The organism is Blastomonas sp. (assembly GCF_046294995.1).
Lineage (GTDB): Bacteria > Pseudomonadota > Alphaproteobacteria > Sphingomonadales > Sphingomonadaceae > Blastomonas.
In genome coordinates, this window is the sequence record NZ_JBKBOG010000001.1 from 911,295 (window position 1) to 936,825 (window position 25,531).

The following is a 25,531-nucleotide window of genomic DNA, read 5'->3' on the forward strand; positions in this document are numbered from 1 at the left end:
GATGGAGGCATTACGCGGCTCAAACCGGATTGTTCCTTGTATCGGGCATATCGTCAGGCAATTTGGGCCGATCCACGCAAAACGGCCACCGGATTGCTCCGGTGGCCGCGTTTGCGCCGTATCGGCGGTGGGTTAGCGGGCTGCCGGTTCAAGCACCGGCGGGGCTTTGTTGGACCCGCCCCCCGGCTTGTCGGGACCGTCGCCTGCCTCGTCCTGCATTTTCTGGTAGGGCGATGCGTAGCGATCGCGCAGGTCCTTCCATTCCATCACCATGGTGCCGCCGGTTGCATTGTGCTGCTTTTCCCAGGCACCCAGCATGTCGAGACAGGCATGGTCGATATGGTCGAGATGTTCGACATGGACGTGGACCGCACGACCGGACTTCACCGTTTCCAGCACGCTGGCGAGCCGGGGGATCGAGAAGAAGGTCGCCGATCCATGCAGAAACACGTCAGTGCGGCCCGCCATCTCGTCGTCTTCCAGATCAACCCGGACGTGGGTGAAGGTGTAGACCACCTTGGCGGTCGCCAGGACAAAGCCGATGATCACGCCGGTCAGCAGATCGAACACCACGATGCCCAGCAGCGTCGCGAAATAGATGACCAGTTCGACACGCCCATAAGTGGCGATCTTCTTGATCTGCGCGATGTTGACGAGCTTGTACCCGGTATAGACCAGGATGGCAGCCAGGGCGGCGGTGGGGATAAGCGCCAGCAGCCAGGGCAGGGCGACGACGGTTCCGAGGATCCAGACGCCATGCATGATCGCCGACAGCCGGGTCTTGCCGCCGGCCTGGACGTTGGCCGACGAACGCACGATCACACCGGTCATCGGCAAGGCGCCGACCGATCCGCACAGCATGTTGCCGATGCCCTGCGCACGCAGCTCCTTGTCGTACTTGGTACGCGGTCCGGTGTGCATCTGGTCGACTGCGGTGGCGCACAGCAGCGTCTCCGCGCTGGCGACAAAGGCGAAGACCACGCCCAGCAGGATGATATCCATCGCCAGACCGCGCTGCAGCGCTTCCATGGTCGGGATGTTGAGCGACGCGACGATGTTGTCTGGCACCACCACACGGTTGATATCAAAGCCCGCAAGGCCGGCAACGAGCGTGCCGACAATCACCGCGATCAGCGGGGCAGGCACCATCGCGAGCGACTTGGGCTTGAACTGGTTCCAGATCAAAATCGCAGCGATCGTCGCGATGCCGACCATAGCGGCGAGGTGATGGCTGTCCATCGCCATCGGGAATACCGCCTTGTAGATCGCCTCGGGGATCGAGAGCAGGTTTTCAAGGCCGCTGCCGCGCGGGCTGTCATCGATCATCACGTGGAACTGAGACCCCAGGATCAGGACGCCGATGCCCGCGAGCATCCCGTGGATGACCGAGGGCGAAATCGCTCGGAACCATTGTCCCAACCGGGCGACGCCCGCCAGCAGCTGCAGGGCGCCAGCGATGAAGCCGACGACACCCATCATGATCAGCCCGTGTTCGCTGACCAGCTGGTAGCACAACACCGCAAGCCCGGCGGCGGGGCCGCTGACCTGCAACGGCGAGCCAGCAAGCGATCCAACGACGAGACCGCCGATAATGCCGGTGATCAGCCCGAGCGCAGGCGGTGCGCCCGAGGCGATGGCGACGCCAAGACATAGCGGCAATGCCACCAGGAACACGACGACAGAGGCGAGCAGGTCTTGCGGCCAGCTCTTCTTCATCGTCTCGAATTCGCCCAACGGGGCTGTAGTCGCAGTCATCTTGATGCTCCTGGGGACAGGGAGGGTAGGCTAACGGAAATCAGGCCGTGCATTCGTGCTTGGCCAAGGCGATTGCGGCCATTTCGCTCGCGTAATGTTCATGCACGGGCAGGAATTTGTCCTGGGCGGCATCATAGGCTGCGACGTCGCCGGTGCGGATGTCGTAGACCCAGCCGTGCAGCTGAAGTTCGCCCGCAGCCATGCGCGCCGCGACCGAGGGGTGCGTCTTGAGGTGGTTGAGTTGCAGAATGACGTTCTGCTGCAGCAGCAGGTTCATCTTGCCGGCATCATCGAGATCGGCGCCGAGATGGTTGACGACTTCGACAGCCGCGCGGGTATAGCCCAGCCATTCGCGGACGTGGGGAAGGCCATCGAGCCCGTCGAGGTTCATCGCACCCTTCATCGCGCCGCATTCGGTGTGGCCGCAGATCACGATGTGCGGGACCTTGAGCGCCGCGACAGCGAATTCGATCGATGCGGTCATGCCGCCGGTCTGCTGCGTGTGCGGAGGAACGATGTTGCCGGCATTGCGGCAGATGAACAGCTCACCCGGTTCGGTCTGGGTGATCATCGCGGTTTCGATGCGCGAATCCGAGCAGGTGATGAACAGAGCTTCGGGCGACTGACCCTTGGCGAGGCTTTCGAACAGTTCCTGCTTCTCCGGAAAGACTTCGGTCTGGAAGCGGACAACGCCTGCGGCGAAATGGGGCATGGGGAGGCTCCTTGTTTGATGGATAGGGGGTTGGGGTTCAGCGGTTCACGACCACAATTCGCGTACCTCGCGCAATTCTCCGGCCAACGACGCTGGCGCCCGGGCTTCGACGAATGCGAGGCCGTCGGTGATCCAACCTGCGATCTTGGGTTGTGCCAGGCTGTAGAGGTGCTGCCTGCCACTGCGCCGCTCTTCCACCATCCGGGCTGCGCGAAGCAGGCTCAGATGCTGGGACAGACGGGTCGGCGGCAGGTCGAGCCGTTGCGCAAGCGTGTTGACGTCGCACTCGCCCGTACGCAGTTCTTCGATCAGACGGATCCGATCAGGATGGGCGATGAGCTTGAACACTTCGGCAAGCTCGCGGGCGATGTGAACACGCTTCGGCATGGTGCCATACCTGACGGCCGAGCCAATCTGCGTCAATACATATCTGCAAATATATGCAGATGTTACGGTAACCTCAGCGGAAAGGTGGCTCGTTGAAAGCCCGCAGCTTGCGGCTGTGCAGCGAATTGCTTTCCTTGCGCAGCATCTCGCAGGTGCGGATGCCGATCTGCATGTGCGCCGCGATCGCCTCCTCGTAGAAGCGGTTCGCCTGGCCCGGCAGCTTCAGTTCGCCGTGCAGCGGCTTGTCCGACACGCACAGCAGCGTCCCATAGGGCACGCGGAAGCGATAGCCCTGCGCGGCGATGGTGGCGCTTTCCATATCGATCGCCACCGCCCGCGACTGGGAGAACCGCAGCGCGCTTGCCGAATAGCGCAACTCCCAGTTGCGGTCGTCGGTGGTGACCACGGTGCCGGTGCGCATCCGCCGCTTGAGATCGGCGCCGCTGGTGCCCGAAATCTCTTCGGCCGCGCCTGCCAGCGCCTGCTGGATCTCGGCGATTGGCGGGATCGGGATTTCGGGTGGCAGCACGTCGTCCATGATGTGGTCGTCGCGCAGATAGGCGTGCGCGAGCACGTAATCGCCGATTCGCTGGGTGGGCCTCAGGCCGCCGCAATGGCCGATCATCAGCCACACTTCAGGGCGCAGAACCGCAAGGTGATCGGTAATGGTCTTGGCGTTGGATGGGCCAACGCCGATGTTGACGAGCGTAATCCCGCCAAAGTCGGGTGCGATCAGATGGTAGGCCGGCATCTGGTGCCGACGCCACGCGCTATCGGCGACCAGTTGGCTGGGATCCGATCCGGGCTGGTCTGTATAAAGGCCGCCCGCGCCGGACAAAGCGGTGTAATGGCCCTCGCCAATCTGACTGCAAGCCCAGCCAACGAATTCATCGACATAGCGGTGATAGTTGGTGAACAGGATGAAGCGCTGGACATGCTCTGGCGGTGTCCCCGTGTAATGCCGCAACCGCGCCAGCGAAAAATCTGTGCGCAGGCCGTCGAACAGCGACAGCGGGCGATCGAGGCTCTGGCCGAACGGCAGGAACCCGTCCGCGATCTCGTCGCCGATATCGGCGAGCTCGGTGGTCGGGAAGTGGCGGGCGAGTTCGAGCGGGGTGATGCCGCCCAGATCCATGCCCGCGATGCCATCGAGCACATAGGGGAACGGGATTTCCTGCGTGCTGGCTTCGACCGACATTTCGACGTCGTAATTTTCGCGCAGCAAGGTCAGCTGCTCGGTGAGATAGTCGGCAAACAGCCGCGGGCGGGTGATGGTGGTGGTATACAGGCCCTGCGCATTGAGACGGCCAAACGACAGGCTGGTCGAGGACAGGCGGTCGCCGCCGTCATACTCGATCCGCAGCAAAGGGTAGCTGAAGCTGCCGGCGCGGCGCTGCTCGGGGTCGGGCACGGTGCCATGGTCGACATAGGCGCGAATGGCGGCCTGAAGATTGCTTACAGACCGCTCATAATGGGCGGTCAACGCGGCGATGATGTGCTCTACAGTTTTCATGTTTGTCGCTTAACGGCTTTGCGCGACAGTGTCATTACCGGAAAATGACGCCTGGGACGGGCGATTTCAGGAGGTTGCAAGCATCGCGAAACAGCGCTTATGATGACGCCCAGTAAAAAAGCAGTGGGGCAGGAGACAGGCATGCACGGGCACGACAGGATCAAAGCGTTGAAAGCCGGGCTGTTCGCAGGCGTCCTTCTGGCGGGATTCCAGGCTGCGGCGATCGCCCAGCCGGCGGCCAATGCCGACGACCTGATCGAAGTGAATGCCTTCACCCCCACCAGCGTGCGCGAAATCCTGTCCTCCTTCGGAACCAGCATCACCATCGCCGATCGCCAGACCCCCGAAGGCCGCGCCTTCGTCGAGGCGAGCTTCGGGCAACTCAAGATCAACATGTTCTTCACCGCATGCCCGCCGGGCCAGCCCGGCCAGTGCCAGGGGCTGTACCTGCTCGCCTTCTGGCCCAAGCCGGCCGAGCGCAACCTGGCCAACCTCACCCAGGCGGCAGGCGATTTCAACCGGCTCTATGAATTCAGCAAGGCGGGCGTGTCGGTGGCAGGAGAACCGTTCGTGGCGCGGTACCTGATCAGCGACTTCGGCGTGAAGCGCGGCACGCTTCGCCGCGAGGTGACCAATTTCGTGGTTTTGGCCCAGCGGTTCAATGCTGAAGTGGTTTCACCGCCTGCGCAGTGAACCTTGAAGACCCTTCCGTTGCAGGGGAGGGTTTGGATCACAAAAAAGGCCGGGCTCCTTTGTCAGGAACCCGGCCTTTTTGTCTGATCGTATCGAACCCGATCAGGCGTCGTCGTCTTCTGCGACTTCGCCTTCGGCTTCTTCAGGCTCGTCCTGCGGGATCAGGCCCGGTTCGGCGTTGGGGTCGAACTTTTCGACGAAGCCGGCAGGCTGCTGGTCTTCTTCGAACATCTGACGCATCACGTCGACGCCGGCCTTCTGCAGTTCAGCTTCGTCATCGCTGCGCGCAACGTTGACGGTGACGCTGACCGAAACTTCGGGGTGCAGCGCGATCTTGACCGGGAACACGCCCAGCGTCTTGATCGGGCGTTCCAGGATGATCATCGCCTTGGTGACGGCGGTGGCACCGGCCTCGTTCAGCGCATCGGAGATATCGCGAACCGAGACCGAACCGTAAAGCTGGCCGCTGTTCGACGATGCGCGGATCAGAACGACCTGCATGCCATCGACGGTTTCGGCGCGCTTGGCGGCTTCGTCACGCTTGGCGACGTTTTCGGTTTCGATGCGCTCGCGGTTGGCTTCGAAGACCTTGCGGTTGGCTTCGTTGGCGCGCAGGGCCTTCTTGTTGGGCAACAGGAAGTTGCGGGCATAGCCGTCCTTCACGGTGACGACGTCACCGATCGAGCCGAGCTTCTCGATCCGTTCGAGCAAAATGATCTGCATGTCTCTTGCTCCTTACTTCACGATGTACGGCAGCAGGCCGACGTGGCGTGCGCGCTTGATGGCCTTGGAAAGTTCGCGCTGCTTCTTGCCGGAAACGGCAGTGATGCGGCTGGGAACGATCTTGCCCCGCTCGGACATGAAGCCCTGCAGCAGGCGCACATCTTTGTAATCGATGGCAGGAGCATTCTTGCCCGAGAACGGGCAGGACTTGCGGCGGCGGAAAAATGGGCGTGCCATGTGTCTTTATCCTTCCTGGCTCAAGCGTCGCGGTCGCGGCGGGGGCGACGTTCGCGGTCCTGCTTGCGCATCATGACCGACGGGCCTTCTTCCAGCTCGTCGACGCGCACGGTCAGATAGCGGATGACATCTTCGTTGATCGACGTCTGGCGTTCCAGCTCGGCAACGACGCCGGCGGGGGCATCGATGTTGAGCATCACGAAGTGCGCCTTGCGGTTCTTCTGAATCTTGTAGGCGAGGTTGCGCAGGCCCCAGGTCTCGGTCTTGGTGACCTTGCCTGCGTTCTGTTCGACAATCTCGGTGGCGGTCTGGGCCAGCGCGTCTACCTGGGCCTGTGACAGGTCCTGGCGCGCCAGAAAGACATGCTCGTAAAGCGGCATGTATTGGCTTCCTTTACTCATCTGCCGATCGCTGATGCGCGCACCATGCAACGCACCCCTCCGGCTTTCTTCGAATGCCTACGGACGGTCAATCGTCCGAAGGCAAGCGCGGGCTAATACCCAAAGCCTTGAAGAAAGCAAGCGTGGTGACGAGAAAAAGGGGCATCGGACAAGGTTTCCTGCTTAGTTGGAGGCGTGGGAGGCGTTGAAGATCAGCACCTTGTTGCGGCCGCTGTGCTTGGCCGCATAGAGTGCGGCATCGGCATTGCGCAGCACCTGGCGGTTGGGCTCACCCGGGTTGAACGGAGCGACTCCGGCAGAAAAGGTGATCTGGCCGATGTTCTGGCCGTTGTCCTTGTTGACCAGCGACCGCTCGGCAAGCTCCTCGCGCACCGCGTCGATCTGCCGCTTGGCCTCGTCGGTGTCGGTGTTTTCGAGCACGATGACGAATTCCTCGCCGCCATGCCGGGCGAGGTGGCAGTTGCCACGGCCAAAGCCATCGAGCGTCTTGGCGACCAATTGCAGCACGCGGTCGCCCGCTTCGTGGCCGTGGGTGTCGTTGACCTGCTTGAAATGGTCGATGTCGATGAACGCCACCGAAAGCGGCTCGAACCGCTCCTTGGCGCGGATGATGGCGGCGGAGAACTGCTGTTCGAACGCCCAGCGGTTGGGCAGGCCGGTCAACTGGTCGCGCTGCGCCTTGTCGTTCGCCTCGTCGAGCCGGTTGCGCATCTGGCTGAGCATCTTGGTGCTCTGGTCCAGACTCTCGCTCGCCTTCTTGGTCGATTGCAGCATCTGCGAAGTGATCTTGAGCAGCGCCTTGAACTGCGCCTCGATCGGCATGTCGGCGTGGTTCGCGGGGTCAAGGTCGCGCATCCAGTCGAGCCTCGACTGGAGCACCTCGGCATAGGCCTGGCTTTCCTTGCCGCTCTTGTTGAGCGTCTTGAAGCCACCTGCGATCAATGTCTCACTCTCGGCGACCAGCGCGTTGAGGTCCTTGACCTTCATCTGGCCTTCGCACTCGTCGAGGATCTCCGCGACGATATCGGCCGACAGACGGCCATTGGTATCGAGTTTGCGGTTCACCGCCTCGCGCAGCATCCTGTTGCCGCCGTTGAGGTATTCCCATGCCAGCCGGTAATGGTCGGGCAGTGGATCAAGTTGGACCTGCTCGAGGAACGAGAAAACCTTGAGGTACTGGAGCTTGCTGATATTCTCGAACGCGGCATCCTTGGACGGGCCGTCATCTTCAGCCTGGGATTGGCCGGCCAGGATCGAAGCTGCGAGCTTCATCCGGTCCCTGAAATTGACCCTCTGTACCTGTTCCGCCATCGGTTGAGCCCAATCGTCCTTAATCAACTGTTCACCAGCATTAACGACCGGGCACAGGCATCTTTAAGCGGAATATCGACGTCGAGAAGATTTTGTCAGCTGCAGGTACAATTGTTCAGCACCAGAGGCGGCGGGCGACATCCAGCCCGGCATAGCGAGGCTGGTCGATCAGGCAGTTCTCGGCCGCCAGACGCCGCAGGTGGTGGTGGATGGCTGAGGTCGCCTCGGCAGGCTCGGTGCGCAGCAGGGCAGCGAGCGACGCGCGGTCGTGGCCGATCGCGGACAGCCGCTGATCCTGCAGAGCGGCAAATCCTGGCCCAAGCGCCGCATCGCGCGCCGCCATACCCAGCGCATTGATCGCCACCTTGGCTTCAAACCGCGCGTGACCGCTGGCCGGTTGCGCAACCGCGCTGTCGATCCAGCCGCTGACCACCTCGATCAGCGCTGCGCTTCCCGGAACGCCGTTCTCGGGCGGGCTTTCCGTCGCGGGCCAGGATATGGGCGCATCGGGCGGTGGCAGGCTATTGGACAGCATCAGCAAAAGGTCGATCTCGACCTCCGACACCCGTCGCCCGATCACCAGCCGCTCGGGCCCTTCGCGCTCGCTGCGCCGCCAGATATCGGCCATCACCAGACAGCACACCCCCCACCACAGGCACGAATAGACCAGCCAGAAATCAAACCGGGATCGATCCACCGCTGTGCCAGTCAGCGCCTCGTAATGCCGCAGCATGTCTTCGGGCTGGGCAAAGCCGCCGAGCACCTTGTCATACCGCCCGAAACGCCAGCTGGGGATGCAGCCGAAGGCGAGGTCCTGCACGGGATCGCCCAGATGCGCGAGCTCCCAGTCGAGCACGGCGGACAGGCCATCGGGGGTGATCAGCAGATTGCCCATGCGGAAGTCGCCGTGGCATAGCGCAGGCTTGACGGGATCGGGCAGCGCGCGCTCCAGCCAACCGAAGGCGAGCGCGTAGATCGGCGAAACGCCTCCCAGAATGCGCCACTTCTCTTCAAGCTCTGCCACCATTTGCGCCGGAGTGCGGCAGGGGAGTTCGGCGGGGAGGGTGTCGACCGGGATTGCGTGGATGGCCGCCAGCTGTTCTGCCCATTGGCGGGGCAGGGCGGAAAGCGCAGCGGTATAAGTCGGGTCCCGCAGCAGAACCTGCGGCAGCGCTTCGCCGGGCGCGCAGGCCATGATGAACCCTTCCCCGAGCCCGTCGCTGGGACGCAGTCGCGCGCGCACCGCGGGCACCATCACGCCCTGCGCGCCCGCGCGCTCGATGACATCTGCCTGGCCATCAAGCGAGAGGCTCGCAGAATCGATCGCGGCATCCTGACCGGTCAGCCCCTCGGGCATAAGGCGCAGGATCAGCGCTTCATCGCCCCATGAAAAGCGCCAGCTCTGCATGCTCGCGCCGCCCGAAAGGCGCTGCAGTTGTGCCATTGGCCCGGCGCCGCCGAGCCGATCGCGGCAAACCGTTTCCAGTGATGCGGCAAAAAGCGTATCGTCCATGCCAAGGTGTTAAGTGATCGATTAACTGCCTGCAAGCACCTTGCAACGCTGCGGCAACGGGGATAACGGGCGGCGCTTGTTGCGCAAGACCAGGGGGCCTGGCGGCGACGAAACAGATCGGGGCGAGGGACAGCAGGATCATGACACGCGCATTCATATTTCCCGGACAAGGCAGCCAGAAGGTCGGCATGGGCAAGGAGCTCGCCGCGAGCAGCCTTCAGGCGCGCGAGGTCTTCCAGGAAGTCGACGAAGCGCTGGGGCAGAACCTGTTCCGGCTGATGTGCGAAGGCGATGCCGACGAACTTCAGCTCACCGAGAATGCGCAGCCTGCGATCATGGCCAATGCGATCGCCACGCTGCGCGCGCTGCAGCATGAAGCAGGCTCCGGCAGCCCGGTCAGCTTCGCCTATGTCGCGGGGCACAGCCTGGGCGAATACACCGCGTTGTGCGCGGCCGGATCGTTCGATCTGGCAACCACTGCGCAGCTGCTCAGGATTCGTGGGCAGGCGATGCAGGCAGCGGTGCCCGTCGGCGTCGGCGCGATGGCCGCGCTGCTGGGCATCGAATTCGATGAAGCGGTCAAGGCCGCCGGGCAGGCTGCGCAGGGCGAGGTCTGCGCGGTCGCCAACGACAACGCGTTCGGCCAGGCGGTGATCTCGGGCCATGCGAGCGCGGTCGAGCGGTGCCTGCCGATCGCCAAGGAACTGGGCGCGCGCAAGGCGATGATGCTGCCGGTCTCGGCGCCGTTCCACTGCGCGTTGATGCAGCCCGCTGCTGACCGGATGGCAGGCGCGCTGTCCGAAACCGAAATCCGTCAGCCGATCGTGCCGCTGTTCGCCAACGTCACCGCCGCTCCGGTCAGCGATCCGGCTGAGATCGGCGCGTTGCTGGTCGAGCAGGTCACCGGCATGGTCCGCTGGCGCGAATCCGTCATCGCGATGCACGCGGCCGGGGTCGATCATTTCATCGAACTGGGCGGCAAGGTGCTGGTCCCGATGATCAAGCGTATCGTCGATGACGTGGCGTGCGAAAGCCTTGTCGATATGCGCGATATCGAAAGCCTGTTGGAGGCGGTGTGAACCCCCTGTTGGTGGTTTGGAATTAAGGAGTCTCAAATGTTCGATCTTACAGGCATGACCGCACTCGTTACCGGGGCCAGCGGCGGCATCGGTTCCGCGATTGCGCGCGGGCTGGCCGAGCATGGCGCGCGGCTCGCGCTGTCGGGCAGCAATGAAGCCAAGCTCAAGGAGTTCGCGAGCACGCTGGGCGGCGATCATGTCACGCTCGCGTGCGATCTGTCCGACCCCGCTGCGGTCGATGGCCTGGTGCCGCGCGCGGTCGAGGCGCTGGGCGGGCTCGATATTCTGGTCAACAATGCCGGGATCACCCGCGACAACCTGGCGATGCGGATGAAGGACGACGAGTGGTCCGATGTGCTCCGCGTCAACCTGGAAGCTGCGTTCCGCCTGTGCCGCGCTGCCGCCAAGCCGATGATGAAGGCGCGGTTCGGCCGGATGATCTCGATCACCAGCGTCGTCGGCGCCACGGGCAATCCGGGCCAAGCCAACTACGCCGCCTCCAAGGCAGGCCTCGTCGGCATGTCCAAGGCGCTGGCGGCCGAGCTTGCCAGCCGCAACATCACGGTCAACTGCGTCGCGCCGGGCTTCATCGCCTCGGCCATGACCGAAGTGCTGCCCGAAGCGCAGAAGACCGCGCTGCTCGGTCGCATTCCGGCAGGGAAACTGGGCGAGGGGGATGACGTTGCTGCGGCTGTCGTCTATCTTGCCAGCAGGCAGGCGGGCTATGTCACCGGCCAGACATTGCATGTGAATGGCGGCATGGCCATGTTGTAATCCCTCGCTGGCGGACGGCGAACCGTCGCAGGCACCATGTTTGCCTGCGCCCGCCTCTTGCCAGCGACCAAAACCGGCATTAGGGCGGGCGGGTATTTTCATTCGCCCATCCATTTGACACACAATTGAAGGAACTCTGAATGAGTGAGACTGGGGACCGCGTTAAAAAGATCGTGATCGAACATCTTGGCGTAGAAGCGGAGAAGGTCACCGAGGACGCAAGCTTCATCGACGATCTTGGCGCTGACAGCCTGGACATCGTCGAGCTGGTGATGGCTTTCGAGGAAGAATTCGGAGTTGAAATTCCCGATGACGCCGCCGAGAAGATCAGCACCGTCAACGATGCCATCGAATACATCGACACCCACAAGGGCTGATCTGCAGCTGAAACAGGGGCTGGGCCCGATGAGCCTGCGCACACCGCGTTCGCGGTCGCAGGTGGGCAGCGTCGCCACGATGCAGATGGCGACCATGTGAAATAGGATGGCTTCCCTGTCTGTCGCCTTGCGACCGGGGAAGCCATTTTTCGTTCCGGTCTGCGCCGCACGATTTACGGCGCCGCGACCGCACTGAAGATAGGCAGGAGTAAGGCCGATGCGCCGCGTAGTCATAACGGGTCTGGGACTGGTCACACCGCTGGGGGCGGATGTCGAAACGGCATGGGCAAACCTGATCGCCGGACGCTCAGGCGCCGGGCCGATCACCCGTTTCGATGCGAGCGACCAGAAGTGCCGGATCGCCTGCGAAGTAAAGCCCGCCGATCATCCTTACGGCTTCGATCCCAGTCTGCGCGTTGACCACAAGGTGCAGCGTCAGGTCGATCCGTTCATCATCTATGGCATCGATGCTGCAGGCCAGGCGCTTGAAGACGCTGGCCTTACTGAAATGAGCGAGCAGGAGCGCTATCGCGCCGGTTGCTCGATCGGATCGGGCATCGGCGGACTGCCGGGGATCGAGAGCGAATCCCTGCTCCTTGCCGAAAAGGGTCCGGGCCGCGTTTCGCCGCATTTCGTGCATGGGCGGTTGATCAACCTGATCTCGGGTCAGGTGTCGATCAAATACGGGCTGATGGGTCCCAACCATGCCGTCGTGACCGCCTGCTCGACCGGCGCGCATTCGATCGGCGATGCGGCGCGGATGATTGCGCTGGATGACGCCGATGTCATGCTGGCAGGTGGCGCCGAAGCGACCGTCTGCCCGATCGGCATCGCAGGGTTTGCGCAGGCGCGCGCACTCAACATGACCTATAACGACCGCCCCGAACAGGCCAGCCGCCCCTATGACCGGGACCGCGACGGTTTCGTGATGGGCGAAGGTGCAGGCGTCGTCGTGCTCGAGGAATACGAACACGCCAAGGCGCGCGGCGCCAGGATTTACGCAGAGGTCGTCGGCTACGGCCTGTCGGGTGATGCATATCATGTCACCGCGCCGCATCCAGAAGGCAGCGGTGCCTATCGCTCGATGGAAATGGCGCTCAAGCGCGCCAACATGACCCCGTCCGATATCGATTACATCAACGCGCATGGCACATCGACCATGGCCGACACGATCGAGCTGAGCGCGGTCAAGCGGCTGTTCGGCGATGCCATTTCGGGCGTTTCGATGAGCTCGACCAAGTCGGCGATCGGCCATCTGCTGGGCGGCGCAGGCGCGGTCGAGGCGATCTTCTGCATCTTGGCCATTCGTGACCAGATCGTGCCGCCAACGCTCAACCTCGATAACCCGGATGAGGGCTGCGAGGGCGTCGATCTGGTGCCGCACACGGCCAAGAAGCGTGAAGTCAAGGCGGTGCTCAACAACAGCTTCGGCTTCGGCGGCACCAATGCCAGCCTTATCATGAAGGCGGTCTGAGCCGGATATGCTGCGCCGTCTGGGATGCATCGTTCTGGCTGGCGCTGCGGCGCTTGTGCTGCTGATCGGCGGCAATTTCTATTGGGGCTGGACCGGCGACGGGCCGGCGCAGCAGGAGCTGTCGATTATCATCCCCGGCGGCAGCTCGCTGGCCCGCGCTGCCCAGGTACTCGAGGACGAAGGCGCGATCAGTTCGGCAGGCGCCTTCCTCAACCGCGCCAGGGTGTTTGGCAGCGACGATCCGATCAAGGCCGGCGAGTTCATCATTCCTGCCGGCGCCAGCAATGCGCAGATCCTGAGCATCCTGCAAGGCGGTGATGTGGTGCGGCGGATGGTGACCGTGCCCGAGGGAATGCCCAGCATCCTGGTGCAGGAAAAGCTGATGCGCGAGCCGCTGCTGACCGGCGAGGTTCCGGTGCCCGAAGAGGGTTCGCTGCTGCCCGAAAGCTACAGCTTCGAACGCGGCGAGAAACGCATCGCAGTGATGCTGCGGATGCAGAAGGCGATGCAGGACACCATCGCCGAACTGTGGCCGAAGCGTTCGCCCGACACCGTGGTCAAGACCCCGCAAGAGGCGGTCACGCTGGCCGCCATCGTCGAGAAGGAAACCGGCAAGCCTTCCGAGCGCCGGATGATCGCAGGGGTCTATTCCAACCGCATCCGCAAGGGCATGATGCTCCAGGCGGACCCGACGATCATCTATCCGATCACGCGCGGCAAGCCGCTGGGCCGGCGGATCCGCCAGTCGGAGATTTCCGACGTCAACGATTACAACACCTATGCGATGACCGGCTTGCCCAAGGGGCCGATCACCAATCCGGGGCGCGCCTCCATCGAAGCCGTGCTAAACCCTGCAAAGACCGAGGCCTTGTACTTCGTCGCCGATGGTACCGGCGGCCATGTGTTCGCCAACACGCTGGCCGATCACAACCGCAACGTCGAAAAATGGTTCGCCCTGCGCCGCGCGCGGGGGGAGATGTAGGCCTACCGACTCCAGCGGCGCTTCTTCGCGGTCAACGCCAACCAGATTGCCAGCGCGATCGATCCTGCCACCAGCGCCTGGAAGCCCAGCACCTCGATGGTCAGGTTCGAGGGGTCTTTGAACAGCCACGCATTCTGCATCACAAAGCCGATGGCCGACGCGACGAACAGCCAGAGCGCGAAATGTTTGCGCAGCAGCAGCGCGATTGCGCCTGCGGTGCCTGCAAACGTCGCCAGCACGAAGCCATAGAAGGCGATGGCAGGGCGGGAGGCATATATCGCCTGCTGTTCCGGCGCGAGTTTGCTGACATCGCCCAGGCCGATCACCGGATCAAACAGCAACGCCACCAGACCGATGACATTCCATGCGAGCAGGACGATTGCGAGCAACCAGAACCAGCCAAGCGGGCGTGACATCAGCATTGAGATCCTCCGGAAACGGTCAGATTGAAGCTATCTGCCTGTCATTGCAAGCATGTCACGCATCCATGGACCCGGTCCAACCGAGTGTCCCAACCAATGCGATCAACTCATCGAAAAAAGCGATCAGCCCAGCCCAATCTATTCATTTCACACGGCGGCCTGTGTTAGCTAAATGTTGCGCTGCAGAACATGTTTCCCATCGTTCAAAGGAGTTCACTATGATCGGACGTGACGTTCCCAATGTTTGCCTGAAAACGCGCGTGCGCGACGAAAGCATCGAAGGCCCCAACCCGTTCCGCTGGCAGGACCAGCTGACCGGCGACCTGCTGGAAGGCAAGCGCGTCGTCATCTTCTCGCTCCCCGGCGCTTTCACACCGACCTGCTCGACCTCGCAGGTGCCCGGCTTCGAAGCACTGTATGACGATTTCCGCGCCCAGGGCATCGACGAAATCTACTGCGTGTCGGTGAACGACGCGTTCGTGATGTACCAGTGGGGCAAGTCGCTGGGCGTCCAGAAGGTAAAGCTGCTTCCCGACGGCTCGGGCGATTTCACCCGCCGCATGGGCATGCTGATCCGCAAGAACCATGTCGGCTTCGGCGATCGCAGCTGGCGTTATGCCATGGTCGTCGACAACGGCGTGATCACTGACTGGTTCGAAGAGCCCGGCATCAACGACGCCGGCCTCGACGAAGATCCCTATGGCGTCACCGCTCCTGAGAACGTCCTCGCCAAGATCAAGGAAAAGCAGGCCGTGCCCGCATAAGGCGGCTGCAAGACCAATCCCTAACGGGTCGCAAGCGGGGGCGCCGGGCAGCATTGTTCGGCGCCCCCTTTGTGTATCGACTTGGGCGGGCTAAGGCACGCAGGTGCGACGCGAACCGATCATCATGACCGCCAGCATGGGCCCAGCCGACCAGGCATGGGCCAATGCATTGCGCCGCGCGCATTTCCCGCCCAAGCGCAATGTGCTCGATGCGCACATCACGCTGTTTCATCACCTCCCGGGGGCTTATGAGGCCGAGGCGATGGCTCGGGTCAAGGCGCTGGTGGCCGAGTTCGCGGCACCCGATGCCCGGCTGAGCGAAGTCATGAACCTGGGACGCGGGGTCGCCTATCGCATCCATTCGCCAGCGTTGCTGACCATCCGGGATCTGATGGCCGAAGGGCTGCACGGATTGCTCACCGCGCAGGACCAGGGCCAGCCAAGGCTTCATATTACCGTGCAGAACAAGGTTGAACCGGCCGTCGCAAAAGCCTTGCTGCAGCAGCTGGCGGCCGAATTCGCGTCGCGCCGTTTGGAGATCACGGGACTGGAACTGCACCGCTATATGGGCGGTCCCTGGGAGCCGATTGGCAGATGGCGGTTCCGCGGGCGCCAGCACCTCTGAGCCAGCACCTCTGACAGGTCAGGTGCGGCGCAGCGCCGTCAGCCCCGTCCTGACGGCAAGGACGATGGTCGCGATCACCGCTGCTCCCGCGAGCGCGAACTTGATCGGCGTCAGCAGCGTCTTGGCATCGAGCAGGTCGGCGCGACCGCTCAAGGCGAGCAGCTGGACGATGTTCTCCGCATAATCGGCGATCATTCCTGCCAGCATGGTCAGCGCGATCCACCTTGCCCGGCTACCTCCCAACCGGATGGCAAGCCCGGCAAAGAAGGCGCCATAAGCCAGCGGGTACAGCCCGTCATAGATCAGGGTTGCATGCGCATGGATATCGCGCTGCCAAGGAGTGAACTGCATCAGCAATTCCCGCGCCGACGAACCATTGAGCGTCATGTCCAGCATCCCGCCGATCGCAATGGCGGTCTGCCGCAACATCCCGCCGAGCAGCACCATTGCGGCAAAGCTTATCGCAAGCGCAGATGTGCGCGCGAGTGCAGGAGTGCTGTTGGCCATGCTTGGATCCTCCCGGTGTGACAGCAGCTATGCCATCATGGGCACTCCAAGACCATGGCAAAGCTCAGGACACAGGGTCGAGCGTTTCGGCGACTTCGCGCGTCTTGCGCTCGGGCAGGGCGATCATCGCAAAGATGAACAGCGCAAAGCCCAGGCAGATGGCGTTGGGAATGATCAGGGTCCACTCTCCCTTGAGCAAACCAAAGGTGGTCCATGACGCGAAGGCCAGGCACGTCAGCGCGAACATGCCCAGCGACAGCCCCTTGGTGGACCGGCTGTGGATGATCTTCCATGCCTGGGGGGTGAAGCTCGCCACCGATGCCATCGCGCCGATGGTGCCCACCACTGTAATCCAGTCCAGTGTCATTCATGCTCCATCGATAGCTTCGCCGAAAGCCGCGCGGCCCGGACGCGATCCGAAGACCGGGTCCGCTGCCGCTCGGCCAGCGCGGTCAGTGCAGGTTCTGGTAATGGACCTGTTCTGCCAGCGTTGCAGGATCCGTCAGGGTCAGTTCGCCATGAACCAGCCGGATCACCTTGTCCGCCCGCATCTGTTGCAAGGTGCGGTTGACATGGACCGACGATATACCGACGAGATCGGCAAGAAGTTCCTGGGTCAAAGGCATGCGATAGGAATCGCGCGCAGCCAATCCGCGCAGCTCAAGCCGCTCGCCCAGTTCCAGGAACAGATGCGCCATGCGCTCATAGGCGTTGAGACAACCCAGCCGGAAAATGCTGTTTTCAAGCTGCCGCTCGATCAGCGCGCATTCCGCCTGGACGACGTCGCTGTCCGGCAGCGCCGTGAATTCGATCAGCGCCAGCCGCGTCACCGACATTACCGAATGGTAGAAACTGGGCTGGTTGCTGCGCCACACACCGATGATTTCGCCCGGCAGATACAGATGGGTCAGCTGTCTGCGGCCATCGAAGGTGATGCGATAGCCCGCGCCCCAGCCATCGACGACCAGGCGAGGACGCAACACAGTGTCTCCCTGCTGGATGAAATCGCAACGCGGCTCGATGGCAGACTGGCTGTACCGGGCGTGAGGCGGCAACGCGATTGGCATGTTTGCAGATAAGCTCATGTGACTGGTCTTTCGCTACGGCCCCTTGTGTTACAAACTTTCATTTTGTTCAGATGGCGTCGCTATACTGGTATAGCGGCAAGCGTTGCGTGCGACGGATCGACAAAAAAGGGGGGCGAAAACGCCCCCCAGGATCAACACCAGTGCATCAAAATTGACATAAGTTATGTAGCAGTCGGGTCGTCCTCGCTAATTCCGCCGGTCCGGCCCGACGAGTCGCCCACTTGCTGGCCATCTTCGCGATTCTTGCTTCGCCAGTCGTTGAACTCCTCGTCAAACTTGCCCTGCCGCTGCTGGTTGAACCGCGCATAATCGCGGTCAAGCTGTTCGATCTGCTTGCGGCGCCAGCTGGAATAGTGCGGATCGTGCGCGTGCGGGCCATCGTCATTGCCGCCCTGATGGCGACCGAGGTTGCCCTGGCCCTGATGCTGACCTCGTTCCTGGCCGCGGTCTGACGGGTTGGATCCTGTCGACTGGCCATAAGCATTGGGGTCGCTGTATCCACGGGAACGATCGTCGCCGCGGCCCGCGCCGCCCCATCCGCCGCCCTGCGCGAAGCCACCGACCTGCGCATAGTCCTGGCCGTCCTGGCCGAATCCGCCGCTGCCGCCATAGCTGACCGGGCCAGAGCCTCCGCCGCCATATTTGGCAGGATCGGCAAAGCGACCGCCGGGCTGGTATGGCTGTTCATCGTGCTGGTTTGGCTGGCCGCGATGGTCATAGCCACCCTGACCCCGGTCGCGATGCCCGCCGCCTTGCTGACCACCCTGATCGTAGCGGGATTGCTGGTAGTCGCCTTGACCACGCTGGCCATAATGACCCTGCTGGTGCGGCTGGCGCCAATCGCCATCATGGCCACCGCCCCGGTGATCGGCCGCGCGCGCCCGGTCGTTCTCCGACCGACGCTCGCCGTGAAGATTGCTGTCCGGATTCCAGTTCTGGTTGTTGTCCGCCATTGTTAGCTTCCTTTCCTATGGGGCGGTGACGCATCTTGGGGAACGGGATGCGCTGCACCGCGATTTGGCAGTGATTGAAAGCGGGCTCGCCAGCCCGCTTGCACAGGCTCGGAACCGGCAGCTTCGTCGGATCGCTGCACGGTTCCGGCTGTGGGGGGTCAGCTGCCGACGATGACCCCGCCGTTGGGGTGCAGCACCTGTCCGCTCATGTAGCTCGAGTCCTCGCAAGCCAGGAACAGGAAGCAGGGGGCGACCTCGTTGGGCTGGCCGGGGCGTCCCATCGGCGTCGACTCGCCGAAGTGCTCAAGCTTCTCCTCGCTTGCGCCACCGCAGGGATTGAGCGGCGTCCAGATCGGGCCCGGCGCGACGCCGTTGACGCGAATGCCCTTCTCGGCGAGGTTCTGGCTGAGACTGCGTGTGAAGGCCGTGATCGCGCCTTTGGTGGCCGAATAATCGAGCAGTTCATCCGCTCCCTGATACATCGTGACCGAGGTGCAGTTGATGATGCTCGCACCGGCCTTCAGATGCGGCATCGCCGCCTGCACCATATAGAACATGCCATAGACATTGGTCTGGAAGGTGCGCTTGAGCTGCTGGTCGGAGATATCGGTGATGTTCTGATCGGGATGCTGCTCACCGGCGTTGTTGATAAGGATGTCCAGCTGTCCGTAGGTGCTGATCGCCAGATCGACGATCTTGCCGCAGTGGGCGGGGTCGCCGATATCGCCTGCAATCGCCACGCCCTTGGCGCCTTCGGCCTCGATCATCTGCACCGTATCCTCAGCGTCCTCATCCTCTTCCAGATGCGATATGACGACGTTGGCGCCTTCGCGTGCAAACAGCACGGCGACGGCGCGCCCGATCCCGCTGTCGCCGCCGGTCACGATGGCGACCTTGCCATCCAGTCGGCCTGAGCCGGGATAGCGCGGCTGCCATTCGGGTTTGGGGTCGAGCTTGGCCTCCAGCCCAGGCAGCTGGCCTTCTTCAAGTTTCGATATGGTTTGGGTCATGGGTCATCCTGTGGTGTGATGATGGAGCCAAAGCAGCTGAATGCCTGTCGATACCGAATTTACCGCCAGGCATTCTGCCGGTTGCCTTTCACCCGATCAGACGCGCGGATTTGCAGGCGGAACGATGGTCCGGTCGTCCAAAGGGCGCGATCGCGGCATCGTGTTGGTGCGCGGTGCCGGGAGTGCGAGCGAGATCAGCGCGCCGATCACGGGGACGCCCATGATCCACAATGGCAGCAGCGCCATGCCGAAGATTGAGGTCATGTCATTTGCTCCTTTCGGGGGCCGGTACGGGGGATTCCGGGCCGGGCGCGTGGAGCGTGACGCCTGTCCATGCCGCGACCAATAACATGGGTGACCATTCGGGATTATTTGACGGACGGCAGTCCAGAATTACCTATGTAAGACCGGGCCGTCGTGCCGTGGCCTAAAGGTGTCTTCCCCCTTTGTTCTGGAGACATCCCGATGCACCGCCCGTTTCAGCACAGCACCACGCCTGCCCCTTCTGCTCGCCCGGTGATCGTGTGTTTTTCGCATCTGCGCTGGGATCTGGTTTTCCAGCGGCCGCAGCATATCATGACCCGGTTGGCCGGGACGTTCGACGTGGTTTATTGGGAAGAGCCGCGCGGCGATGCGCAGTGCGTGGCACCCCGGCTCGAACGGTCCGATGTCGCGGCCGGCGTGGTGCGGATCGTGCCGGTGATGCCCGAGGGCTTCGATGCGGCGCAGGTGGCGCACGCGCTGGCGGCGCTACTGCGCGAGGAGACGCGGTCGACGCGCGCGCCGCTTATCTTCTGGTACTACACGCCGATGATGCTGGCATTCAGCGAGCAGGTGCGCTGCGATCTGGTGGTCTATGACTGCATGGACGAGCTTGCCAACTTCGCCTTTGCCCCTGCCGACATCGCCGAGCGCGAGGCGCGGCTGCTGCAGCGCGCCGATCTTGCGCTGTGCGGTGGACGCAGTCTTTACGAGGCGCGGCGCGAGCGGCGTCCCGACCTTTTGTGCCTGCCCTCGGGGGTCGATATCGGCCACTTCGCCGCCGATCCTGCGACCACGCCCGATCCAGCCGACCAGTCGGCTCTGCCGGGACCGCGGCTGGGCTTTTACGGCGTCATCGACGAGCGCATGGACCTGGGTCTGCTCGCCGGAATGGCGCGGCTGCGCCCTGACTGGTCGTTCGTGATGATCGGCCCCGTCGTCAAGATTTCGCCTGACAGCCTGCCGCGCGCGGCCAACATCCACTGGCTGGGCGGACGCGACTATGCCGAGCTGCCGGCCTATGCGGTGCACTGGGACATCGCCCTGATGCCGTTCGCGCTCAACGCCTCGACCCGATTCATCAGCCCGACCAAGACGCCCGAGTACATGGCGTGCGGCCTGCCCGTGGTCTCGACCCCGATCCGGGATGTCGTCGACACCTACGGGTCTCTGGGCAGCATCCGCATCGCCGGGACCGCGGCCGAGCAGGTCGCAGCGTGCGAGGCGCTGCTTAGCGCATCGGACGAAGTCCGCGCGCAATGGGCGAGCGAAGCTTCGGCGTGCCTTGCCGACAAGAGCTGGGACGGCATAGCAGCAACGATCGCAGGGCATATCGAGTCCAGCCTGATCACCCGCCAGGTGACCCGGCTCGCCAGCAGGCGCCCGGCTGCCCGCAAGCACTATGACGTGCTGGTCGTCGGCGCTGGCTTTGCAGGCGCAGTGATGGCCGAGCGGCTGGCCAGCGCCTCTGGCAAGACCGTGCTGGTCATCGACAAGCGCGACCATATCGGCGGCAACGCTTATGATCATCGCGATGCTGCGGGCATCCTGGTGCACAAATACGGGCCGCACATCTTCCACACCAACTCGGGCGACATTCTCGATTATCTCTCGCGATTCACCGGCTGGATCCCGTATGAACACCGGGTGTTGGCTGAGGTCGACGGGCAGCAGGTGCCGATGCCGATCAACCGCACCACGCTCAACATGCTCTACGGGCTCGACCTTCAGGACGATGAACAGGCCGCAGCCTATCTCGCCTCGGTCGCGGTGGATGTCGGCGAGATCAAAAACTCGCGCGATACCGTGGTGTCGCAGGTCGGCGAGGATCTGTACGCGAAGTTCTTCGAGGGCTACACCCGCAAGCAATGGGGCGTCGATCCCAGCCAGCTCGACAAGAGCGTCGCCGCGCGGGTGCCGGCGCGCACCAGCACCGATGACCGCTACTTCACCGACAGGCACCAGTGCATGCCCGACAAGGGATACACCGCGATGTTCCGCAACATGCTCGATCATCCCGCGATCGACGTGATGACCGGGCAGGGCTATGAGGAGCTGCCCATCGAGATCAGCTGGGACCATGTGGTGTGGAGCGGACCGATCGACGAGTATTTCCATCACCGGCTGGGCAGGCTGCCATACCGTTCGCTCCGCTTCGAGCACGAGACGCTCGACTGCGAGCAGGCGCAAGCCGTGGCGGTGGTCAACTATCCTGACTATGACACACCCTATACCCGGATCACCGAGTACAAGCACCTTACCGGGCAGAAGGCACCGATAACGAGCATCACCCGCGAATACCCCGCCGACGAGGGCGATCCTTATTACCCGATCCCCAGCCCGGATGCGCAGGACATGTACCGCCAATATGCCAGGCTTGCCGGCGCCTGCGAACACGTCACCTTTGTCGGCAGGCTCGCTACCTACCGCTATTACAACATGGACCAGATCGTCGGCCAGGCCCTTGCCACCTGGCGCAGGCTCGACGCCCGCTGGCGCCTCGATGCCCTTGCGGGCCTGGGCGTCGTGGCCGCCGAATGAGGTTTGCCGAACCCAGCGATCAGGCCGCCGTGAAACGCTTGGCGGTGTCGTCTCCCACCCAGGAATGGATCGGGTGCGCGGCGGGGGCACCGTATTTCGAGACGGAGAGCGGCAAGAGTTGGGCTCCAGTAGGGTTCAACGACGCGATCACCTGGCCGACGCTCGCACCCTTGTATCGCCGCCGTGATCCGGTGGCGGTGGAGCGCCACTTCGCGATGCTGCGCGATATGGGGGTGACGTGTCTTCGGCTGATGCTCGATTACAATCAGGTGCGTCACCGCAATCTGGAAAGCCGTTGCGGGCAGTTTTCGCCGGCGATGGTGCAGATGTGGGACGACCTGATCGCGCTGGGTGAGGTCTATGGCGTCCGCTTTGTGCTGACTCCATTCGACACCTTCTGGATGGCGCGGCGATGGCGTACCCACCCGTATGCGCGCGCCAATGGCGGACCGAGCGCGCAGATCACCCAGATGTTCACCTGCCCCGATACGCGCACCGCGATCAAGAACCGCCTCGGCTTTGCCACCCGCCGCTGGGGCAGCAGCGGGGCGATCTTTGCGTGGGATCTGTGGAACGAGATCGACCTCAATTACGCTGGCGGCGATGCGGCGGCCTGTCATGATTTTGTCAGCGATATTTCGGCCTCGCTGCGTAGCGACGAGATCCGCCTGCACGGCCGCAGCCACCTCCAGACGGTATCGGTCTTTGCCCCCGCGCTGAAGGAGCGGCCCGCGCTCGACGACATCGTCTTTCGCCATCCGTCGCTCGATTTCGCCAGCATCCATCTTTACGAGCGCGGCACCATCGACAACCCGCGCGATACGCTGGCGCCAGCACAGGCCACGGCACGGCTGATGGCGCAGTCGGCACTGAAATGCCCTCCGGGGCGCCCGCTGCACGACAGCGAGCACGGCCCGATCCACTCGTTCAAGGACAAACGCATAACGCTGCCCGACGCGTTCGACATCGAATATTTCCGCCGGATGCAGTGGGCGCACCTGGCAAGCGGCGGGGCAGGGGGCGGGATGCGCTGGCCGAACCGGCATCCGCATGTGCCGATCCAGGGCATGTACGACGCGCAGAAGATATTGGCCGATTTCCTGCCGCTGATCGACTGGGGCTGTTTCCAGCGCCAGCCACTCGATCGGCGACTGGCCGTGCACGATTTCGACGGCCTCGCCACCGGCTGCGGCGATGCGCGCCAGGCGGTGCTGTGCCTGCAGCCGGGCCGCGCGCACTGCAGCAACGGTACTGCGGTCACCATCGCGGGCTTCGAGCCAGGGATTTATGCGGTCACCCAGGTCAGCACCATCACCGGTGCCCGCGATTTCGCCCAGCTTCAGACCACACAGGGTGGAGAGCTTACGGTCCTGGTGCAGGGCAGCGGTCAGGACATGGCTGTTGCGATCGCGCGCGCAGAGTAAGCCGGCGCGGTCATGATCCCGACCGCGCCGTGCTCCAAAATCAGGCGAGCAACAGCCCTGCCATGTTCATCTCGCGGGTGATGCGGGTGTTTTCCTCATCGCTGAGCGACGCGCGAAGGGCCGGGAAGAGCGTATCTTCCTCCTCGCGCATATGCTCTTCCAGCTCGCTGCGCAGTGTCGACAGCGTCTCGGCAAAGCGCGGGTCCGCCTTGTCGAAATGGGCGAGTTCATACAGGTGCGCCTTGACCGCACCGTGATCGCGGTTGAGCGCATCGGCAGAGCCGTCGCCATCCTGGCGGCGCAGCATCGGATAGATCACCTGTTCTTCCTGCAGCGCATGCTTGGTGATCATGTGGGTCAGGCTGGTCAGCAAAACGGCGCGGCGTTCGGGATGCTCGGGGGAGACGTCCTGCAATTTGTCGATCACCGCGAGCGTCGCCTTGTGTTCTTTGGCAAGACCTTCGCACCAATCCTGCGCCAGCGCGGTCGGGGCCTGTACCGCCATCTTGCGGCCCAGGTTGGCGATGGCGATCGCGCCTGCGGTCAGCAATAGCCCCTTGATCGAGCTGCCCAGAAACGAGCCGCCGGACGTGTCGTGACCGGATGGGTGCGGGGCAGGGCGGCCCTTTGGCGGTGCGGGGCGGGTATTGCGCGAATGGGTGTGTGCCATGATGAGGCTCCTGATGGTGTTGGCCGCCGTCGACGGAGACAGCAGGATACCCTGGTGTCGCGCATTCCCCCGCTGCATGCTCCCGCCTATGTTAGGGCCCGCTTATGTTAGGGATGGCACGCTTGCACTGCGCTACTCTCGTGGTCTTTCCGCCAATGTCGGCTAGCTGCAGGAGACCACAATGGTCGATCAATCCCGGACCCCCGCCAATGACCACGCCAATGACCACGTCAATGAGGATGCCATTTCGGACACGATGAAGGACCAGACCGGGAAGGGCGGCGCAGGAGAATCGGGTGGGGGTGCCTACCCCAACCCGCATACCGGCAAGGAGAAGAACGGCGGTTCGGATACGCCGTTCGAGGGCGGACAGAGCGAAAACCGCTATTTCGGCCCCAAGGACGCACAGGGTAATTCCGCCAAGCACGCCGATCGCGGTGGTCTGGCGTCAGATGCGAACGCGGAAGACGGTTGACCGCGGGGGGCTTGCGTCCCCCGCTGCTTCATCCCGCCAAAAAAATGGCGACCCGAAGGTCGCCAGTGGGATGAAGCAAGGATAGACCGCCAGATTACTGACCAGGAGGCGTTCCCGCAGCTCCGCTCTGGTTGGTCGTACCCTGGCGGTTGTTCGCTTGGCCGGTGGTCGAGCCGGTGTTCGCACCAGCGGCGGCTGCCCCTGTGGCACCGGCCATGGTGTTGACCTGATCGTGGTGCTTGCGGATGACCGGTGTGACCTTCTGCGCGAAGGCTTTGAGTTCGGTATTGTCGCCGTTGGCGGCATAACCCTCGTGCAGCGCGAGAGCCTTGCGGTGGGCCATCATCTGCTGAGTCTGATATTCGCGATCGAATGCCGCGCCATTGGCAGCTTTCAGGCGATCGATCATCTGCTGGTGCTCTGCATCAAGCCGGGCCGGAGGCGTAGCATTGGGCATGGCGCTGGCCAGCACCGACTTCATATCCTCGGATGATTTGGTGTGATCATTGACCATCATCTGGCCGAACCGGCGGGTCTCGGCGGATTCGCCATTCTTCACAGCGAGTTTTCCGGCCTCGATTTCGTACATGTCGGACATCGCAGCGCGGGTCACATACGCATCGGTGGGCACGTTTTCGCCAGCCATGGTGTCCCCTGCTGCCATTGCGCCGGGCTGGCCGTCGGCCATCATGTTGTCGTCGGTCATGGCACCATCGGCTGCCGCCCGGTCGGCCTGCTGGCTGTCTGGGGTATCGCATGCCGTGGCCATCAGGGCGGCCGCCAGAATTACAGTGGTACGCATTGTCGTATCCTCTCGACTGATAGTTGAGGATGCTGCCTTAGCCGCACGCGCAGGTCGG

General features: G+C 63.2%; 29 protein-coding genes. 11 read left to right on the forward strand and 18 right to left on the reverse strand.

Going from position 1 to position 25,531, the window contains the following annotated elements; all coding sequences use genetic code 11:
- Nucleotides 1-132 precede the first annotated feature (132 nt).
- The 4 genes from ACK4R0_RS04255 to ACK4R0_RS04270 are packed head-to-tail and all read right to left on the reverse strand — an operon-like array spanning nucleotide 133 to nucleotide 4,367.
- Nucleotides 133-1,755, reverse strand: coding sequence for a SulP family inorganic anion transporter (locus ACK4R0_RS04255; RefSeq protein WP_409670645.1), 1,623 nt, complete (start codon nucleotides 1,753-1,755; stop codon nucleotides 133-135).
- Nucleotides 1,756-1,795: 40 nt separating this feature from the next.
- Nucleotides 1,796-2,467, reverse strand: coding sequence for a carbonic anhydrase (locus ACK4R0_RS04260; RefSeq protein ID WP_409670648.1), 672 nt, complete (start codon nucleotides 2,465-2,467; stop codon nucleotides 1,796-1,798).
- Nucleotides 2,468-2,512: 45 nt separating this feature from the next.
- On the reverse strand, nucleotides 2,513-2,890 hold the full coding sequence (locus ACK4R0_RS04265; RefSeq protein WP_409670651.1) for an ArsR/SmtB family transcription factor: 378 nt from the start codon (nucleotides 2,888-2,890) through the stop codon (nucleotides 2,513-2,515).
- 37 nt (nucleotides 2,891-2,927) lie between these two features.
- Nucleotides 2,928-4,367, reverse strand: coding sequence for an AMP nucleosidase (locus ACK4R0_RS04270; RefSeq protein ID WP_409670654.1), 1,440 nt, complete (start codon nucleotides 4,365-4,367; stop codon nucleotides 2,928-2,930).
- 141 nt (nucleotides 4,368-4,508) lie between these two features.
- Here ACK4R0_RS04270 and ACK4R0_RS04275 point away from each other — a divergent pair, with 141 nt between their 5' ends.
- Complete coding sequence (locus tag ACK4R0_RS04275) at nucleotides 4,509-5,060, forward strand: YbjN domain-containing protein (RefSeq protein ID WP_409670657.1); 552 nt, start codon at nucleotides 4,509-4,511, stop codon at nucleotides 5,058-5,060.
- Between the two features lie 102 nt (nucleotides 5,061-5,162).
- On the opposite strand, the gene rplI is transcribed toward ACK4R0_RS04275, so the two are convergent.
- From rplI to ACK4R0_RS04300, 5 genes are all read right to left on the reverse strand, one after another.
- A complete protein-coding gene (gene rplI / locus ACK4R0_RS04280; protein WP_409670660.1) occupies nucleotides 5,163-5,783 on the reverse strand; it encodes a 50S ribosomal protein L9 in 621 nt (206 codons plus the stop codon).
- Nucleotides 5,784-5,795: 12 nt separating this feature from the next.
- Complete coding sequence (gene rpsR / locus ACK4R0_RS04285) at nucleotides 5,796-6,020, reverse strand: 30S ribosomal protein S18 (protein ID WP_017670246.1); 225 nt, start codon at nucleotides 6,018-6,020, stop codon at nucleotides 5,796-5,798.
- Nucleotides 6,021-6,040: 20 nt separating this feature from the next.
- Nucleotides 6,041-6,400: a 30S ribosomal protein S6 gene (rpsF, locus tag ACK4R0_RS04290; RefSeq protein ID WP_054134459.1), complete on the reverse strand. Its 360-nt coding sequence runs from the start codon at nucleotides 6,398-6,400 to the stop codon at nucleotides 6,041-6,043.
- A gap of 183 nt (nucleotides 6,401-6,583) precedes the next feature.
- Nucleotides 6,584-7,732 carry a GGDEF domain-containing protein gene (locus tag ACK4R0_RS04295; protein ID WP_409670664.1) on the reverse strand — a complete coding sequence of 383 codons (1,149 nt, stop codon included), beginning with the start codon at nucleotides 7,730-7,732 and terminating at the stop codon, nucleotides 6,584-6,586.
- A 115-nt stretch (nucleotides 7,733-7,847) separates the two neighbouring features.
- Nucleotides 7,848-9,245: a phosphotransferase family protein gene (locus ACK4R0_RS04300; RefSeq protein ID WP_409670667.1), complete on the reverse strand. Its 1,398-nt coding sequence runs from the start codon at nucleotides 9,243-9,245 to the stop codon at nucleotides 7,848-7,850.
- A gap of 140 nt (nucleotides 9,246-9,385) precedes the next feature.
- On the opposite strand from ACK4R0_RS04300, the gene fabD reads away from it, so the two are divergent.
- The 5 genes from fabD (at nucleotide 9,386) to mltG (ending at nucleotide 13,931) form a co-directional block, all read left to right on the forward strand.
- Nucleotides 9,386-10,324 (forward strand): ACP S-malonyltransferase, encoded by a 939-nt coding sequence (fabD, locus tag ACK4R0_RS04305; RefSeq protein ID WP_409670670.1) that lies wholly within the window; start codon nucleotides 9,386-9,388, stop codon nucleotides 10,322-10,324.
- Between the two features lie 36 nt (nucleotides 10,325-10,360).
- Nucleotides 10,361-11,098, forward strand: a complete 738-nt coding sequence (gene fabG, locus ACK4R0_RS04310) for a 3-oxoacyl-[acyl-carrier-protein] reductase (RefSeq protein WP_409670673.1) — start codon at nucleotides 10,361-10,363, stop codon at nucleotides 11,096-11,098.
- Nucleotides 11,099-11,238: 140 nt separating this feature from the next.
- Nucleotides 11,239-11,475, forward strand: a complete 237-nt coding sequence (locus ACK4R0_RS04315; RefSeq protein WP_409670676.1) for an acyl carrier protein — start codon at nucleotides 11,239-11,241, stop codon at nucleotides 11,473-11,475.
- Nucleotides 11,476-11,692: 217 nt separating this feature from the next.
- Nucleotides 11,693-12,949, forward strand: coding sequence for a beta-ketoacyl-ACP synthase II (fabF, locus tag ACK4R0_RS04320; RefSeq protein ID WP_409670679.1), 1,257 nt, complete (start codon nucleotides 11,693-11,695; stop codon nucleotides 12,947-12,949).
- Nucleotides 12,950-12,956: 7 nt separating this feature from the next.
- Nucleotides 12,957-13,931, forward strand: coding sequence for an endolytic transglycosylase MltG (gene mltG, locus ACK4R0_RS04325; protein ID WP_409670682.1), 975 nt, complete (start codon nucleotides 12,957-12,959; stop codon nucleotides 13,929-13,931).
- A 2-nt stretch (nucleotides 13,932-13,933) separates the two neighbouring features.
- Here the strand turns inward: mltG and ACK4R0_RS04330 are convergent, their stop codons facing one another.
- Nucleotides 13,934-14,347 carry a hypothetical protein gene (locus tag ACK4R0_RS04330; protein WP_409670685.1) on the reverse strand — a complete coding sequence of 138 codons (414 nt, stop codon included), beginning with the start codon at nucleotides 14,345-14,347 and terminating at the stop codon, nucleotides 13,934-13,936.
- Between the two features lie 224 nt (nucleotides 14,348-14,571).
- Between ACK4R0_RS04330 and ACK4R0_RS04335 the strand changes: the two genes are divergently transcribed.
- Both ACK4R0_RS04335 and ACK4R0_RS04340 read left to right on the forward strand, forming a co-directional pair.
- Nucleotides 14,572-15,117 carry a peroxiredoxin gene (locus ACK4R0_RS04335; protein WP_409670688.1) on the forward strand — a complete coding sequence of 182 codons (546 nt, stop codon included), beginning with the start codon at nucleotides 14,572-14,574 and terminating at the stop codon, nucleotides 15,115-15,117.
- A 136-nt stretch (nucleotides 15,118-15,253) separates the two neighbouring features.
- Entirely contained in the window at nucleotides 15,254-15,742 is a 489-nt protein-coding gene (locus ACK4R0_RS04340) for a 2'-5' RNA ligase family protein (RefSeq protein WP_409670913.1), read from the forward strand.
- Between the two features lie 18 nt (nucleotides 15,743-15,760).
- Here the strand turns inward: ACK4R0_RS04340 and ACK4R0_RS04345 are convergent, their stop codons facing one another.
- From ACK4R0_RS04345 to ACK4R0_RS04370, 6 genes are all read right to left on the reverse strand, one after another.
- On the reverse strand, nucleotides 15,761-16,249 hold the full coding sequence (locus ACK4R0_RS04345) for a hypothetical protein (protein WP_409670691.1): 489 nt from the start codon (nucleotides 16,247-16,249) through the stop codon (nucleotides 15,761-15,763).
- A gap of 64 nt (nucleotides 16,250-16,313) precedes the next feature.
- The gene (locus ACK4R0_RS04350) at nucleotides 16,314-16,616 is read right to left on the reverse strand and encodes a SemiSWEET family sugar transporter (RefSeq protein ID WP_409670694.1); all 303 of its coding nucleotides are present in this window, start codon (nucleotides 16,614-16,616) and stop codon (nucleotides 16,314-16,316) included.
- Between the two features lie 85 nt (nucleotides 16,617-16,701).
- Nucleotides 16,702-17,232 carry a Crp/Fnr family transcriptional regulator gene (locus tag ACK4R0_RS04355; protein ID WP_409670697.1) on the reverse strand — a complete coding sequence of 177 codons (531 nt, stop codon included), beginning with the start codon at nucleotides 17,230-17,232 and terminating at the stop codon, nucleotides 16,702-16,704.
- 266 nt (nucleotides 17,233-17,498) lie between these two features.
- Nucleotides 17,499-18,290, reverse strand: coding sequence for a hypothetical protein (locus tag ACK4R0_RS04360; RefSeq protein ID WP_409670700.1), 792 nt, complete (start codon nucleotides 18,288-18,290; stop codon nucleotides 17,499-17,501).
- A gap of 158 nt (nucleotides 18,291-18,448) precedes the next feature.
- Nucleotides 18,449-19,300 (reverse strand): glucose 1-dehydrogenase, encoded by an 852-nt coding sequence (locus ACK4R0_RS04365; RefSeq protein WP_409670703.1) that lies wholly within the window; start codon nucleotides 19,298-19,300, stop codon nucleotides 18,449-18,451.
- A gap of 96 nt (nucleotides 19,301-19,396) precedes the next feature.
- A complete protein-coding gene (locus tag ACK4R0_RS04370) occupies nucleotides 19,397-19,564 on the reverse strand; it encodes a hypothetical protein (protein WP_409670706.1) in 168 nt (55 codons plus the stop codon).
- Between the two features lie 201 nt (nucleotides 19,565-19,765).
- On the opposite strand from ACK4R0_RS04370, the gene glf reads away from it, so the two are divergent.
- Both glf and ACK4R0_RS04380 read left to right on the forward strand, forming a co-directional pair.
- Entirely contained in the window at nucleotides 19,766-22,102 is a 2,337-nt protein-coding gene (gene glf, locus ACK4R0_RS04375; RefSeq protein WP_409670709.1) for a UDP-galactopyranose mutase, read from the forward strand.
- Nucleotides 22,103-22,131: 29 nt separating this feature from the next.
- Entirely contained in the window at nucleotides 22,132-23,526 is a 1,395-nt protein-coding gene (locus tag ACK4R0_RS04380) for a hypothetical protein (protein ID WP_409670713.1), read from the forward strand.
- 40 nt (nucleotides 23,527-23,566) lie between these two features.
- Here ACK4R0_RS04380 and ACK4R0_RS04385 read toward each other — a convergent pair whose 3' ends face one another.
- The gene (locus ACK4R0_RS04385) at nucleotides 23,567-24,196 is read right to left on the reverse strand and encodes a hemerythrin domain-containing protein (protein ID WP_409670716.1); all 630 of its coding nucleotides are present in this window, start codon (nucleotides 24,194-24,196) and stop codon (nucleotides 23,567-23,569) included.
- Between the two features lie 181 nt (nucleotides 24,197-24,377).
- Here ACK4R0_RS04385 and ACK4R0_RS04390 point away from each other — a divergent pair, with 181 nt between their 5' ends.
- Nucleotides 24,378-24,671: a hypothetical protein gene (locus ACK4R0_RS04390; RefSeq protein ID WP_409670719.1), complete on the forward strand. Its 294-nt coding sequence runs from the start codon at nucleotides 24,378-24,380 to the stop codon at nucleotides 24,669-24,671.
- A gap of 94 nt (nucleotides 24,672-24,765) precedes the next feature.
- Here the strand turns inward: ACK4R0_RS04390 and ACK4R0_RS04395 are convergent, their stop codons facing one another.
- Nucleotides 24,766-25,473 carry a DUF4142 domain-containing protein gene (locus ACK4R0_RS04395; protein WP_409670722.1) on the reverse strand — a complete coding sequence of 236 codons (708 nt, stop codon included), beginning with the start codon at nucleotides 25,471-25,473 and terminating at the stop codon, nucleotides 24,766-24,768.
- Nucleotides 25,474-25,531: the final 58 nt, after the last annotated feature.

Coding starts and splice junctions, on each gene's coding strand:
- fabF (WP_409670679.1), top strand. CDS start 11,693: ATGCGCCGCGTAGTCATAACGGGTCTGGGACTGGTCACACCGCTGGGG.
- ACK4R0_RS04385 (WP_409670716.1), bottom strand. CDS start 24,196: ATGGCACACACCCATTCGCGCAATACCCGCCCCGCACCGCCAAAGGGC.
- glf (WP_409670709.1), top strand. CDS start 19,766: ATGCACCGCCCGTTTCAGCACAGCACCACGCCTGCCCCTTCTGCTCGC.
- ACK4R0_RS04360 (WP_409670700.1), bottom strand. CDS start 18,290: ATGGCGGACAACAACCAGAACTGGAATCCGGACAGCAATCTTCACGGC.
- rplI (WP_409670660.1), bottom strand. CDS start 5,783: ATGCAGATCATTTTGCTCGAACGGATCGAGAAGCTCGGCTCGATCGGT.
- ACK4R0_RS04330 (WP_409670685.1), bottom strand. CDS start 14,347: ATGTCACGCCCGCTTGGCTGGTTCTGGTTGCTCGCAATCGTCCTGCTC.
- ACK4R0_RS04270 (WP_409670654.1), bottom strand. CDS start 4,367: ATGAAAACTGTAGAGCACATCATCGCCGCGTTGACCGCCCATTATGAG.
- ACK4R0_RS04260 (WP_409670648.1), bottom strand. CDS start 2,467: ATGCCCCATTTCGCCGCAGGCGTTGTCCGCTTCCAGACCGAAGTCTTT.
- fabD (WP_409670670.1), top strand. CDS start 9,386: ATGACACGCGCATTCATATTTCCCGGACAAGGCAGCCAGAAGGTCGGC.
- ACK4R0_RS04335 (WP_409670688.1), top strand. CDS start 14,572: ATGATCGGACGTGACGTTCCCAATGTTTGCCTGAAAACGCGCGTGCGC.
- ACK4R0_RS04275 (WP_409670657.1), top strand. CDS start 4,509: ATGCACGGGCACGACAGGATCAAAGCGTTGAAAGCCGGGCTGTTCGCA.
- ACK4R0_RS04340 (WP_409670913.1), top strand. CDS start 15,254: ATGGGCCCAGCCGACCAGGCATGGGCCAATGCATTGCGCCGCGCGCAT.
- ACK4R0_RS04395 (WP_409670722.1), bottom strand. CDS start 25,473: ATGCGTACCACTGTAATTCTGGCGGCCGCCCTGATGGCCACGGCATGC.
- mltG (WP_409670682.1), top strand. CDS start 12,957: ATGCTGCGCCGTCTGGGATGCATCGTTCTGGCTGGCGCTGCGGCGCTT.
- ACK4R0_RS04370 (WP_409670706.1), bottom strand. CDS start 19,564: ATGACCTCAATCTTCGGCATGGCGCTGCTGCCATTGTGGATCATGGGC.
- ACK4R0_RS04315 (WP_409670676.1), top strand. CDS start 11,239: ATGAGTGAGACTGGGGACCGCGTTAAAAAGATCGTGATCGAACATCTT.
- ACK4R0_RS04295 (WP_409670664.1), bottom strand. CDS start 7,732: ATGGCGGAACAGGTACAGAGGGTCAATTTCAGGGACCGGATGAAGCTC.
- fabG (WP_409670673.1), top strand. CDS start 10,361: ATGTTCGATCTTACAGGCATGACCGCACTCGTTACCGGGGCCAGCGGC.
- ACK4R0_RS04350 (WP_409670694.1), bottom strand. CDS start 16,616: ATGACACTGGACTGGATTACAGTGGTGGGCACCATCGGCGCGATGGCA.
- ACK4R0_RS04390 (WP_409670719.1), top strand. CDS start 24,378: ATGGTCGATCAATCCCGGACCCCCGCCAATGACCACGCCAATGACCAC.
- ACK4R0_RS04345 (WP_409670691.1), bottom strand. CDS start 16,249: ATGGCCAACAGCACTCCTGCACTCGCGCGCACATCTGCGCTTGCGATA.
- rpsR (WP_017670246.1), bottom strand. CDS start 6,020: ATGGCACGCCCATTTTTCCGCCGCCGCAAGTCCTGCCCGTTCTCGGGC.
- rpsF (WP_054134459.1), bottom strand. CDS start 6,400: ATGCCGCTTTACGAGCATGTCTTTCTGGCGCGCCAGGACCTGTCACAG.
- ACK4R0_RS04255 (WP_409670645.1), bottom strand. CDS start 1,755: ATGACTGCGACTACAGCCCCGTTGGGCGAATTCGAGACGATGAAGAAG.
- ACK4R0_RS04300 (WP_409670667.1), bottom strand. CDS start 9,245: ATGGACGATACGCTTTTTGCCGCATCACTGGAAACGGTTTGCCGCGAT.
- ACK4R0_RS04365 (WP_409670703.1), bottom strand. CDS start 19,300: ATGACCCAAACCATATCGAAACTTGAAGAAGGCCAGCTGCCTGGGCTG.